The sequence below is a fragment of the Acinetobacter sp. 797_lipA genome, from assembly GCF_058243025.1.
Genome location: NZ_JBZAYQ010000001.1, coordinates 2,523,102 through 2,536,719 on the forward strand (window position 1 = coordinate 2,523,102; position 13,618 = coordinate 2,536,719).

General features: G+C 40.4%; 12 protein-coding genes and 2 pseudogenes. 4 read left to right on the forward strand and 10 right to left on the reverse strand.

The window, feature by feature from the left end; all coding sequences use genetic code 11:
• Window positions 1–68 precede the first annotated feature (68 nt).
• The 3 genes from fahA to AC4CU2_RS12445 are packed head-to-tail and all read left to right on the forward strand — an operon-like array spanning window position 69 to window position 2,609.
• Window positions 69–1,352 (forward strand): fumarylacetoacetase, encoded by a 1,284-nt coding sequence (gene fahA / locus AC4CU2_RS12435; protein ID WP_279044768.1) that lies wholly within the window; start codon window positions 69–71, stop codon window positions 1,350–1,352.
• A gap of 21 nt (window positions 1,353–1,373) precedes the next feature.
• A complete protein-coding gene (gene maiA / locus AC4CU2_RS12440) occupies window positions 1,374–2,012 on the forward strand; it encodes a maleylacetoacetate isomerase (protein ID WP_279044765.1) in 639 nt (212 codons plus the stop codon).
• A gap of 21 nt (window positions 2,013–2,033) precedes the next feature.
• A complete protein-coding gene (locus tag AC4CU2_RS12445; protein WP_005005954.1) occupies window positions 2,034–2,609 on the forward strand; it encodes a VOC family protein in 576 nt (191 codons plus the stop codon).
• Between the two features lie 274 nt (window positions 2,610–2,883).
• Here AC4CU2_RS12445 and AC4CU2_RS12450 read toward each other — a convergent pair whose 3' ends face one another.
• The 9 genes and pseudogenes from AC4CU2_RS12450 to AC4CU2_RS12490 form a co-directional block, all read right to left on the reverse strand.
• Complete coding sequence (locus tag AC4CU2_RS12450; RefSeq protein WP_126035681.1) at window positions 2,884–3,948, reverse strand: ArsO family NAD(P)H-dependent flavin-containing monooxygenase; 1,065 nt, start codon at window positions 3,946–3,948, stop codon at window positions 2,884–2,886.
• A 154-nt stretch (window positions 3,949–4,102) separates the two neighbouring features.
• Window positions 4,103–4,807, reverse strand: coding sequence for an arsenical resistance protein ArsH (gene arsH, locus AC4CU2_RS12455; RefSeq protein ID WP_242760159.1), 705 nt, complete (start codon window positions 4,805–4,807; stop codon window positions 4,103–4,105).
• A 5-nt stretch (window positions 4,808–4,812) separates the two neighbouring features.
• Window positions 4,813–5,856, reverse strand: coding sequence for an ACR3 family arsenite efflux transporter (gene arsB / locus AC4CU2_RS12460; protein ID WP_279044756.1), 1,044 nt, complete (start codon window positions 5,854–5,856; stop codon window positions 4,813–4,815).
• A 7-nt stretch (window positions 5,857–5,863) separates the two neighbouring features.
• Window positions 5,864–6,337, reverse strand: a complete 474-nt coding sequence (locus AC4CU2_RS12465; RefSeq protein ID WP_279044754.1) for an arsenate reductase ArsC — start codon at window positions 6,335–6,337, stop codon at window positions 5,864–5,866.
• 6 nt (window positions 6,338–6,343) lie between these two features.
• Entirely contained in the window at window positions 6,344–6,664 is a 321-nt protein-coding gene (locus AC4CU2_RS12470; protein WP_004981310.1) for a metalloregulator ArsR/SmtB family transcription factor, read from the reverse strand.
• 57 nt (window positions 6,665–6,721) lie between these two features.
• A complete protein-coding gene (gene arsC / locus AC4CU2_RS12475) occupies window positions 6,722–7,156 on the reverse strand; it encodes an arsenate reductase (glutaredoxin) (protein ID WP_262458753.1) in 435 nt (144 codons plus the stop codon).
• 223 nt (window positions 7,157–7,379) lie between these two features.
• Window positions 7,380–8,145, reverse strand: a pseudogene (locus AC4CU2_RS12480) (IS5-like element ISAba31 family transposase).
• A 350-nt stretch (window positions 8,146–8,495) separates the two neighbouring features.
• On the reverse strand, window positions 8,496–10,214 hold the full coding sequence (locus AC4CU2_RS12485; RefSeq protein WP_125269084.1) for a GMC oxidoreductase: 1,719 nt from the start codon (window positions 10,212–10,214) through the stop codon (window positions 8,496–8,498).
• Between the two features lie 50 nt (window positions 10,215–10,264).
• Window positions 10,265–11,710 (reverse strand): coniferyl aldehyde dehydrogenase, encoded by a 1,446-nt coding sequence (locus AC4CU2_RS12490; protein WP_005399985.1) that lies wholly within the window; start codon window positions 11,708–11,710, stop codon window positions 10,265–10,267.
• Window positions 11,711–11,863: 153 nt separating this feature from the next.
• Here AC4CU2_RS12490 and AC4CU2_RS12495 point away from each other — a divergent pair, with 153 nt between their 5' ends.
• A complete protein-coding gene (locus AC4CU2_RS12495) occupies window positions 11,864–12,883 on the forward strand; it encodes an AraC family transcriptional regulator (protein WP_005399986.1) in 1,020 nt (339 codons plus the stop codon).
• 30 nt (window positions 12,884–12,913) lie between these two features.
• Here AC4CU2_RS12495 and AC4CU2_RS12500 read toward each other — a convergent pair.
• A pseudogene (locus tag AC4CU2_RS12500) lies at window positions 12,914–13,030 on the reverse strand (IS5/IS1182 family transposase); the annotation flags it as partial.
• Between the last annotated feature and the right edge of the window lie 588 nt (window positions 13,031–13,618).

Sequence of the window (13,618 nt, forward strand, 5' to 3'; positions counted from 1 at the left end):
GCGTAATTTTAAAATATAAGTATGATTCTATCTAGAACTTAAATTTTCCACGGAAAGGATCAATATCCATGAGCAAACGCTTGAAGTCATTTGTTGAAATCGCTGCACATTCAGATTTCCCGCTAGAAAACCTGCCTTATGGCATTTTTAGTGAAAAACAAAATTTCCTGCCTCGTGCTGGCGTAGCACTGGGAGAATGGGTGATTGATCTGGCGGTACTGGAAGCGCATGGTTATTGCAAACTAACAGATGGCAAACTGGTCTTTAATCAACCGACACTGAATATGTTTATTGAATCAGGTCAAGCCAATTGGTCTAAGGTCCGCGCAGAATTACAAGCTTTGTTGTCCGCAGATAATCCTGAACTTCGTGACAATCAGGCCCTGCGTGATCAAGTTTTCTTCAAACAATCAGACGTCAAAATGCATATGCCTGTACACATTTCAGGCTATACCGATTTCTATTCATCTAAAGAACATGCCACCAATGTCGGTTGCATGTTCCGTGACCCGAAAAATGCGCTGCTGCCCAACTGGTCAGAACTCCCTGTTGGTTATAACGGTCGTGCCAGCTCAGTTATTGTGAGCGGCACTGACATTGTCCGTCCATCAGGACAAATCAAGCTGCCAGATTCTGAACGCCCTGTATTTTCTGCTTGTCGTAAACTCGACTTTGAACTGGAAACTGGTTTTATCGTAGGCAAGTCAAGTCAACTGGGCCAACCTGTTCCAATTGAAAATGCTTGGGATCATATTTTTGGTATGGTGCTGTTTAATGACTGGTCTGCACGTGACTTGCAACAATGGGAATATGTGCCACTTGGCCCGTTTAATGCCAAAACTTTTGCGTCGTCTATTTCACCTTGGATTGTGACGCTGGAAGCACTTGAGCCATTTAAAACCAGTTCACCTGAACAAGAGCCGAAACCTTTGGCTTATCTGCGTGAAGACAACAGCAGCAACAGCTATGACATTCATCTGTCGGTTGAAATTCAGCCTGAGAATGACGACAAAAGTGATGTGATCTGCACAACCAACTTTAAATATATGTACTGGTCCATGGCTCAGCAGCTCACACATCATACGATTGCGGGCTGTAACTTACAGGTCGGTGATTTGATGGGTTCAGGGACCATTTCAGGACCAACCCCAGATTCTTATGGTTCATTACTCGAAATCACTTGGAATGCCACCAAACCTTTAACGCTATCAAATGGCGAACAGCGTAACTTCATTCAAGACGGCGATACCGTCATTATGAAAGGCTATTGCGAAAAAGATGATTTGCGTATTGGCTTTGGTGAAGTCAGCGGCAAAATTCTACCAGCAGTAGATTTTGGTTTTACCCAATAATTGCAGACTAGGATGTTGCCGATGAAACTGTATACCTATTTTCGTAGTTCTGCGGCTTACCGAGTTCGTATTGGCCTGAATTTAAAAGGTCTGACTGCTGAACATGTCCCTGTGCACTTAGTCAATAATGGTGGTGAACAACATAGTGAAAGCTACCGTCAGATCAATGCGAGTGAGCTGGTGCCCACATGGGCAGAGCAAGATTTTGTCTTGACCCAATCGCTAGGCATTCTTGAATATTTAGAAGAAAAATTCCCAGACACAGCCCTGCTCCCTCAAGACTTGCAGCAGCGTGCTTTGATCCGTGCATTTAGTTTAAGTATTGCCTGCGATATCCATCCACTCAACAACCTACGGGTACTTCAGTACCTGACGAGTACATTGGAAATAAGTGATGAGCAGAAGAAGGCTTGGTATAAACACTGGATTTTAACGGGCTTTAAAGCCCTTGAAGCACAACTGGAACAGTCAAATGACAAATTCTGTTTTGGCAATCAGCCGACCCTAGCGGATTGCTGCCTGATTCCACAAGTCTATAACGCTCTACGTTTTAATCTTGATTTATCCGATTATCCAAAAATTTGTTCGATCTATACCCATTGCAACAGTTTAGAGGCCTTTCAACACGCTGCACCTGAAATGCAGCCTGAAGCTGCTTAAGTTTTTTATAAGGATATAAAAATGACCATTCAAATTGAAAAAATCCACCATGTGGCCTACCGTTGTAAAGATGCCAAAGAAACGGTGGAATGGTACAAAAAAAATCTAAATATGGATTTCATTCTCGCCTTTGCTGAAGACCATGTCCCCTCAACCAAAGCCTTTGATCCCTATATGCACCTATTCCTAGACGCAGGAAACGGTAATGTGCTGGCTTTCTTTGAACTACCAACCCAGCCTGAAATGGGTCGTGATGAAAACACCCCAAAATGGGTGCAGCACATTGCACTCAAAGTCAAAGACCGTCAGGCACTGATTGATGCTAAAGAACACCTAGAAGCCAATGGCATAGAGGTCTTGGGCATTACCAATCATGGTATTTTCCACTCAATTTATTTCTTTGATCCAAATGGCCATCGTTTGGAACTGGCCTATGACGATGAAAAAGCACCACAAAAAATTGCCATGATTACTGAACAAATGAAATATGACATGCTGGAAGAATGGAGCAAAACCAAACGCGCACCGCAGCATACGCATTTCCTACATGCAGATGAATTAAGCCATAACTCTCGTACCGCCAAAGTAGACGCCTAAGTCTGGCGGAAGTTGTGCTGATGGTGAATGCCTTAGAGGCAAGTTCAACGATGATAAAAAAACACAAAGCAGCTTCGGCTGCTTTTCTGATTTCAATAGATAGGTTTTCTTATTTTAATTAGCTACTTAGAGTAGCTTGAATCTCCTATCAATCATCAATAATTGCTTTCCATTTGCTTCACGGCGAATTCTATTTCCGTCCTCCTCCGTATCGAATCAAATCGAATTGTTCATGCATGAAACCTGTCTATGCATCCCTTTAAACTTATACGTTTTAGCTAGTCAAGTAGGCAGCAATTTCATCAGCCGCAGCTCTTGCTGTTCTGGACACTCCAATTAAAGTCGCCGATGCCATGCCTGTCCACTCACCATAGCCAACCAACCATAAATTATTTACTTTCATTGAACGCCCATTATGGACAGCAACCGTTTGATCAGGTTCTACCACATCAAGACTTCTTAAATGATTCAGTGAAGCTTTGAACCCTGTACACCAAATCACAGCATCTACGGCTTGTGTTGTACCATCCGCCCAAACAACTGAATGTTCTTCAAATGCATTAAACGGTTCTCGGCTATGTAATACGCCACGTTCACGGGCCTCTTTGACAGTGTCTATCATGACAATATCACCCAGACCACCAACAGGCTGATTGATCACTTTACCTTCCTGTTGGGCTTTTAAACGCTCCGTTGCCCGAAGAAACAAGACCCGCCCATCAACATCATCCGATAAAAATTGAGGTGGTGTTACTGTGACCCAAGTGGTATCTGCAACTTTTGAGACTTCAGCAAGAATTTGTGCACCAGAGTTGCCACCTCCAACCACGATCACTTTTTTATTGATGAAAGGCTCTGGATTTACGTAATGAGCTGAATGTATTTGTATCCCTTCAAATCGCTCATGTCCTTCATAATGTGGAATATAAGGTTGACTCCATGTTCCTGTAGCACTGACCACCGCTTTAGCTCGCCAATATTGTTCGCCAGCATACACATCTAAATAGTCATCTTTTTGTTCAATATGATCGACATGGACTGGCCGAATGGTCGGAAATTGATAGCGTTGCTCGTATGCCAACAAATACTCGATCACTTCATTTCGCGTTGGGTAGGTGTGTTCAGTCGTTGGCATCATCCAACCCGACAACGAACTCCATGTATGCGGTGAAAAAAGATGTAGCGACTGCCAAGCATGCAGCCATGCACCGCCCGCCTGCGATTGATCATCTAAAATCACAAATGGAACTTTTTTACGTTTGAGAAAATAAGCTGTAGCAAGTGCCGACTGACCACCACCAATAATAACCACATCGACTTGTGCTTGTAGTTGTGCCAAAGCATCTCTCCTCTTGATTATAGTGAAGCCATATTCATAATTAAAAAAGCCCAGTCTATTCAACAAACTAAGTGACTTTTAAAAACTGATCAAATCTGTAATTGGACTTTTCAATTACACAAGCTACTTTTCAACATCTTTGATCATCTAGAGTTTATAAACTCCGTTGATTGACACGCTTAGATAATTCTTCTGCCGACTCTTTTCGCTCTGAATAGCGGTCTGTAAGGTACTGACTTTGCCCACGCGTCAGTAGCGTGAATTTATACAGCTCCTCCATAACATCGACAATTCGATCATAAAAGGCTGAAGGTTTCATTCGTCCATCTTCTTCAAACTCTAAAAAAGCTTTGGGAATAGACGATTGATTTGGAATGGTGATCATGCGCATCCAGCGGCCTAAAATACGCATCTGGTTTAAGCTATTAAAAGACTGCGAACCACCACTGACTTGCATGAGCGCCAAAGTCTTGCCTTGGGTTGCACGAATCGCACCACCTGCCAGTGGAATCCAATCAATTTGTGATTTAAAAATTGAACTCATGGAGCCATGACGTTCCGGCGAACACCATACCATCCCTTCTGCCCATGCGAGTAGATCATGCAACTCTTTAACTTTGGGATGCTCAGTGTCCGCATCTTCAGGTAAAGGCAGCCCTTTAGGATGAAAGATTTTTACTTCGGCACCAAACTGCTCCAAGATACGTCCTGCTTCCATTACAGCCAAACGGCTGTATGAACGCTCACGGTTTGAACCATACAGCAGCAAAATACGGGGTGGATGATCTAGCGCTTTGGCCTGTACTTTTTCTAAAGTCGGCTGATCGAGAAGATTCATATCTACATTTTGGAGAGTCATAGAAATTACACCTCTGCTTTAAAAAACTTTTTTCTAAGCCACAAAGACACACTGACTAAAGCAATCAACACTGGTACTTCAACCAGTGGACCAATTACAGTAGTAAACGCCACAGGTGAAGCTAAACCAAAAGTTGCAATGGCTACAGCCAGCGCCAATTCAAAATTATTTCCCGCAGCAGTAAAAGAAATGGCTGTGGTTTTAGGATAATCGTTCCCCATCCATTTGCTCATGAAGAAGCTGATGAAGAACATCACGATAAAGTAAATGGTCAATGGAATGGCAATACGCAAGACATCGAGTGGCAAGCTCACCACATCGTTTCCTTTCAGGCTAAACATCGCCACAATCGTGAATAATAAAGCCAACAGACTCAGCGGACCGATCTTCGGTAAAAAGACATGTTGATACCAATCCAAACCTTTAGCTTTCACTAGAGTGAATCGCGTCATAAAGCCAAGGAAAAATGGAATTCCCAAATACACCAGTACCGCATGGGTAATCGTCCAGAAATCGACATTGATCACTTGCCCTGCAACACCAAAATAAGGTGGTAAGAAGGTCAAGAACAACCAAGCATAGGTACTGAAAAATAAAATTTGGAAGATACTGTTAAAGGCCACCAATGCAGCAACATATTGGTTATCCCCACAGGCCAAACCGTTCCACACCAAGACCATCGCAATACAACGAGCCAGTCCTATCAGGATTAAGCCTGTCATATACTCTGGATAGCTATGTAGAAAAATAATGGCTAATGTAAACATTAGTACTGGTGCTATCACCCAGTTCTGTACCAAAGACAAAGTTAAGGTTTTTTTGTCTTTAAACACTTGTGGTAGCGCGGCATAATCCACTTTTGCCAAAGGTGGATACATCATCAAAATCAAACCTATCGCAATTGGAATATTGACGGAATCCACACTCATTTTATCCAATGCCACTGAGGCTTGTGGAAAGAACACACCGATCGCAATTCCCAACCCCATCGCAATGAAAATCCATAGCGTGAGGTTACGATCTAAAAATGACAGTCTTTGTTGAGCCATGATGTTCTCATTCAATATCTGAGATGTGATTGATTGCAGCAATCAATTCAGGACGAGACATGTGCGCTGTATCGAGTGCCAACAATGCATCTAAACGACGATTAATATGGTCTACAGTCACTTGGAAAGCTTTGAGCTTCTCTTCTTTCGGCAAGTCTAAATGCGAAGGATCAGCTAAACCCCAATGTGCCTTGATCGCTCCACCCAAATAAAGCGGACACGCTTCTTGCGCTGCTGAATCACAAACCGTAATCACTACGTCAGGTTGATATTGTTCACAGTCATCAATGGTTTTACTCCACAAACCATCTGTTGAAAGACCTAGATTTTCTAAAGTTTCTATGGTCAGTGGATGTACTTGCCCTGATGGCTGACTACCCGCACTGTATGCTTTCCAACCCTCTGGGGCACGACTATTAAACAGCACTTCTGACAGGATGCTACGGCAACTATTTCCAGTACACAAAAAAAGGAATTTCATATTGTTCTACTCGCAATAACTATTGATTTGTTGAAATGATGGAGCAACTTTTGGCTGTAAATCAGCATTTTTAAGGGTATTAAGTACGTCTATACACCAAGTAGGTAAATTGGGATTGAGACTGTAATAGACCCATTGTCCTTGACGTCGATCTTGTAAAAGACCAGAAGAGCGTAATAAGGCTAAATGCCGTGAAATCTTGGGTTGGCTGAGTTGTAGTTTTTCAGTCAAATCACAAACACACTGTTCATTATTTCCAAGAACCAACATGACGATGTTGAATCGCGTTTCATCAGCCAAACATTTAAAGAAATTGATTTGATCCATACTTTCACTCACTCTGACATATGGATATATCAATATTCACATATATCCATGAAATTTTTATTTCAATCGCTGCCCATTTGCATCAAGTACTTGTTCACCGTCTTCTTTAGTGAAAGCACCCTTTTGTGGGAGTGGTAAAATTTCTAAAACTAGTTCTGACGGACGACTTAAACGAGTTCCTAATTCAGTCACCACGAATGGACGGTTAATCAAAATTGGATGCTGAAGCATAAAATCTAAAAGCTGTTCATCCATCCAATCATCACGTTCTAGCTCTAGATCATGATAAGCATCAACATTCTTACGAATCGCTTCTCTCACCGTTAAACCTGCATCCGCGATCATTTGAATCAGTTCATTTTTAGATGGAGGTGTTACAAGGTACTCAATCACTTCAGGTTCAATATTGGCATTACGGATTAACGCCAATGTATTACGTGATGTACCACATTCAGGATTGTGATAGATCTTCACTTTTGGAGTAGCAGTCATTTACTCAAACTCAATGGAATCTTTACATATATTTATATATGAATAATCATATATATGCAACTCCATATTTAAAGAATGAAAAATGATCTATATTGAATATATAGTGATCGAATGAGCATGTTAAAATTAGATAAAATATAAGATTTAGAGGTCAAACTATGGAAACAGTCATGATTACTTTGATCTTAGTTATTATTTTGATTTTACTAGGGTCTGTTGACATTTACTGTTCATAATTAACCCTATAAAGGTAGCCATAAAAATATACAGGCTAAAGCAACAGAACTTTGATAATTTCTTTTGAGCTTGTCATATCGAGTAGCTATTCCTCTAAATTGCTTTAATCTACAAAACATATTTTCAACTAAATGCCTGATTTTATATAAATACCAGTCCATATGGTCATTGTTCGATTGGCTATTTGTTTTCTTTGGTATATTCGCTTTAGTCCCTGTTTTCCTGATCTGTTCACGCAGTGGTTCTGAATCATAGCCTTTATCTGCACATACCACTTTTGTCTCTTTTAAATCTAATGTTGATATTAAATCAGGTGCAACTTTAACATCATGTGTGGTTCCATCGGTAATCATGAAATCAATAGGATTGCCATGTGCATCAACAATCAAATGTATTTTTGAGGAGTTTCCTCCTACACTTTTAGAAATAGATTGATTCGCTATGCCGGCAGAATGTTGATGAGCACGTACATGAGAGCCATCAATAAAAATCCACTCCATATCGGGGCATGAGGCTAGTAATTTGAATAATCTAAGTAACTTACCGCTGCTTGACCAACGATTAAAACGTTTGAAAATAGAGTTGGAATGACCAAAACAAGAAGGAATATCTCGCCACGGACAGCCTGTTCTAATTCTATAGAGAATAGCTTCAATAAAATTGCGTAAATTTGAGTTGTGGTGAATGGATAAATTACGCAGAATAACTTTCAACTTTTGCCAGTGTTGATCTGTCAGCATGGTACGAGGCATAGCGAATAGTAAAATTGGGTTCGGCGATTTGATTTTACTACTTCGCTATTTTTTTAAGCTAAAAGTGTCAACACACCCTAGTCATATTTTATAACAAGTAAAAATAAACTATGGCTTTTGGGTCTATGAATAGACTCAGTAATGCCCCCCAATTAATCGGTAAAAAAGTAAGACAGCTTTTCGCTCTCTTCTTAGCTTAGGAATTTCTGAATTATAGCCCATAAAATCAGCAACGCCCTCTAACGCTGTCATAAAGCGTTAGAGGGATAATGATCTCAAGATTGTATTGCTTGGGCTGTCTAATTTGCCGTATTAGGCACCATCACCAGCCCAAACCATATCCACTTTTTTTAAGCATTGCTTAATGCACTGGCTAAATCACCAGTACCCTTCAAGTCAGACACCTGTCCCTCCAAAGGCTGACTAAATTCAATACGCTGAATCTTTGCTGCCCGCTCTGCGGAGAACACTGGGATTTGACTCATCGCAAATTCAGACAGTGCGGTAATGGTCAGTGAGGGATTCACACCTAAATTTCCAGGTACAATCGAACCATCTAATACGCGTAAATTTTGATAACCAAAGACTTGACCAGTGAAGTCCACAACACCATTCGACTTGTCATTGCCCATCGCGACACCACTCATAATATGTGCTGTCGTTGGCGTTCCCAGTAGAATTTCAGTAAGTGCAGAACCTGGCTCTCCACCCAACTTTTGTGCAATCATTTTAGTGGCTTCTTCAGCCGCTGGGAATGAAACGGTGAGTGGCGTGTCCCCTTCTTTTTGCACGGCAGTGATACTATTTTTGAACAGTCGATACCACTTTCTACGCCATTCAAAATGAATAAACGCTTCAGACTTTTGCATTACCAATAAAATAATAGAGTCTTTGGCTTTACCCTTATAACGCAGTACTTTAAAGGTTTTTAAGGGATGTATTAAAGTGTTGAACACAAACTTCATAAAGCGCATAAAGCCCTGACCGGTCACCATCGGCACGTATGGAATATAAATCCATGAAGCATCCGCACCTTCAGGGAAACGTGTGACCTCGATATTGGTATCTGCATCGACTGAAATAAAGGAGCTGATTGCCACACCATCATCCAGTTTTTTACCAGTATTGTTCACTGTGGTCAGGGTTTCCGAGTTCGTCCGAACTTCCTGTCCCAGCAATGAAGAAATATTGGGTAAAGTTTTATGCTGATCACGCATTTTTAACAACATCGGTACAGTGCCCATTACACCCGCAGATAACACCACCCCATGACTGCGCAAACTATACTGACGAACTTGTTTCCCAAGGGTTTCTTTGACTATTACTTCGTAACCTGCGCTACCATCTTCATTCAGTGGTTTAATTTTCACCACTTCTGAACTTGGACGAATTTCAACGCCATTACGCTCAGCAAAATACAGGTAATTTTTCATGAGGGTATTTTTTGCATTGTTGCGACACCCCAACATACAAGCACCACAATAAATACAGGAGTTACGATCTGGCCCATCTCCATTAAAATACGGGTCTTTCGCTAATTGACCTTCCTGACCAGCTGCTTGCGAAAAGAATACCCCTGTGTTGACCGTTTTAAAAGAGTCTGCATATCCAATTTCACTCGCAACTTCTTTTAACGTGTCATCTGCAATATTGGTATAAGTATTATTCGCTGTACCCAACATACGTTGAGCGAGACCATAAAACGGCTTTAAGGTTTCTTTCCAGTCTTTACGAATCTTGGTCCACGCCTCGGACTCAAAAACAGCATCAGGTGGAATTAAATGTACATTGGCATAAATTTGTGAGCCCCCACCAACGCCTACCCCGTGCAAAATGGTGGTTTTACTGGTGAAAGTAAATTGCATCGTACCTCTGAATCCCAGTTCAGGACGCCACAAATAGTTTTTGGTGTCTAAATTGGTGGTTGGAAAATCCTTATCTTCACGGCGTAAGCCTTTCTCCAAAATCAGGACTTTATAGCCTTTTTCACTAAGGCGTAAAGCACTGACCGATCCACCAAAGCCTGAGCCAATCACAATTTGATCATAATCAAAATCTATTTTATTCATCCTATTAACTCCTTTAATAGTTTTATTTTTCTGTTTTTAAATTTAAGCGCTTATGACTTCATCCGAATCAATAAATTCAACAGCCAATTGGCAAATTTTCCGTAAGGCGGCGCGAGAAACTTCAAGCTTGAAAAACCCGCCTGATAAAACACAGGACGCATTTTGGAAAAAGTCAAAAAGCCTTCATAGCCATGATAGTGCCCCATCCCGCTGGCACCGACTCCACCAAATGGTAAGTCATGCTGCCCGACATGAAATAAGGCATCATTGACCGAAACCCCGCCCGACATAACTCTGCTGATATAAAATTCGACTAAGCTTTTGTTATTGCTAAATGGATAAAAGGCCAATGGACGATCACGCTGAACAATATAGTCAACAACATCTTCAGGCTTTTGGTAGGTTTTGACCATCAAGATCGGGCCAAAGGTTTCACGCGTATCAATTTCCATCTCATCATTACTGTTCAACACCAAAGTCAGTGGAAATTTTCGTGTCGCAGCATCAGGCTCTTGCTGATTTAAATTAATTAAACTAGCCCCTTTGGCTTCAGCATCTGCCAAGCTATGTACTAAGCGCTGAAATGCACGCTCATCAATCACAGAAGTATAATCTTTGCTATGAATATCAGGCACATGTTCCTGCACCCAAACTGATGCCGCTTGAATAAACGCTTGTAACCTCGACTCATGTACAAATAAATAATCGACATTGGTACAAATTTGTCCCGCATTAAACTGTTTCACAAACATAATGCGTTCTACAGCTTTCTCAATAGGGTATTCAGGGTCAATCACCGCAGGAGATTTACCACCCAGTTCCAGAGTCACAGGGGTTAAGTTTTGTGCTGCAGCAGCCATGACTTTACGCCCTGTCGCACCAGAACCAGTAAACATCAGGTGGTCAAACGGCAATTTTGAAAATGCGATACCCACTTCACCAGTCTCATCGAAAATCTGTAATTTTTCCGCTTTAAAATATTTGGGGCTTAACTCAATCAGCAATTCAGCCAAATGTCTTGAATTTTCAGACATTTTAACCATAGCCGTATTTCCCGCAGCAAACACGGCCGACAACTGTGAAAACATCAAATTGATGGGAAAATTCCACGGCACAATAATTCCAATCACCCCCAGTGGCTGAGGAATTACGCGGTTCTTCGCACCAAAATACAAGCTATGATCGACATGTCTTTTTTGTACTTTAGTCCACTGTTTCAAGTGTTTGATGCTGCCGTTAATATCATCTGTGACCGTAATAATTTCTGCCAGTAAGGTTTCATGACGTGAACGATTGCCATAATCTCGATTCAGGGCTTCAATAATTGCTTCACGGTGATCGTTAATCAGTGCTTTTAAATTCAGTAAATGTTGCTTACGTTGCGCAATCGTTTCAATGCCTTGTTGATGAAAGCTTTTGCGCTGCAATTGAAAACAATCGTGTAATGTCTGTTCTATCACTGTTTGCTCGATATGAGGCTGAACCGTAAGTTGCATATGCTTTTCCTTTCACGGCTAAAAATGGTGATTCAATACTTCTTTTCTATGTTGATTGAGACAATCTCTTATCCTACTTTAACAAATGACTTGAATTATGCTTGACTTTTTAGGACACTAAATTGATCTTTTAGGACAACACGGAATGTTGTAATGGGAAGTTATATTCGTGCAGCCAGCCTCGGCGGTTTTGAAGACTTAGTCCGTAGTTATGGCGTAAACCCTATAGAAATCTTGAAAGAGATCGGGATTTTACCTGCTTTACTCCGTGATCCAGATTCATTTATTCATTATGATCATTATTTAAATTTATTGGAAAAAGCGGCCTTAGCTTGTCAGGATGATTGCTTCGGTTTAAAACTCGGTGCACTCCAAAATATTAGCACAATCGGTTTGATTGGCGTCTATATGTCCCGACAAATGACCATACTTGAAGCCTTAAGCGTGGCGCAAAAATATGTCTATTTACATGCTGAAGGCATTGTCTTCCACGTCTCGCAACATAATGCTCTGCTCTGTAAGCTGAACTTTGTGCGTTTAAGTGAATACAACACCGATGTACCACAAAAATCACAACTGGCCATTTGCCTTGTCGCGAATATTTTAAAAGATTTGATTGGCCCGCAGTGGCATGCAGAAAAAATTTGCTTCAAGCAAAAAGCACCACAAAAAGGTGCTCAAACTTTCCAAGCACATTTTTCATGTCAGGTAGAGTTTGAAACCGATGAAGATGCACTTTATTTTCCTGCAAGCTTTTTAAGCTATAAACCCTATAATTTTAATGAAGATGCCATCAATCAGCTGATCGTACAGCAGCTTGAAACACAAAGCAGCACCAAAACTGAAGACAATACCGCACTGATAGAGAGTTCAGTCCGCATGCTGATGGCGACAGGAGACTGCAGCATTGAAAATATCGCACTCTGTATGGGCATGCATCCGAAAAAGCTTCAGCGCGCTTTAAAAATGCAAGGAACAAGCTATCGAGATATACTCGAAAATGTCCGAAAAAAAGAAGCACTGCGTATGCTTGATGCAGGCAATGTGAATTTGACGGATATTGCTCTACAGTTGGGCTATGCAGAGTTATCTATTTTTAGTCGCAACTTTAAAAGTTGGTTTGGCGTTCCTCCAACCGAGTTAAGAGACAAAAGTCGAAGCCATATTGTATGACTTCTGGTTTTGCTACTTTGTTCAATAATGAGCATACCTCTGAGTTTCAAGATCAAACCAAATGGCAATATTTCCACGATTAATGAGAACTCGGTTATATGAGGAGCAATTGCTTGTACGGTCAATTTTAGGTGCTGGCTTCTTCATTCGGAAATTATATTGCTAAAGATGGCTTTAAGAATAGGTTTGTACAACAAAGCCCATCCTTCTAATCATTTATGGTTCACAGTAGAGCGATAGCGAACTAAAACTCTAAATTTTTTAATAAATTATGCTTTTAACGGTATAACAAAACTACAGCTTAATTTAAGTCAAGATTGAGTGCTGATTACACCGCTTAATAACCACCTGTATTCATTCATCTATATTTAAAACTAAAGATTTTTGTTCTTAACATTTGTTTCAGCTTTTATATATTTTTTATAACACAACGCAATATAACCGCAACAATTATCATTGTCGCTGTAGACAATATTAATCATGTAAAAAACAATAACTTGATCTTCTAAATAAAAATAATCGATAAATGATCTACGAAATATAATTTTGTATTATAAATACAGTAAAGAAAAAAGTGATACGAATCACAAAAAGGATTTATTTTTACGCTTAATTGAGTAAATTTTAACCAAAAAATAAATTTTATATTTCAAATTATATATTTATATTTTTCATTAACTTAAGTTGAAAAAAAGTGTTTTTTTAGTGTAAAAACTCTATTGCGATCACTTTTTG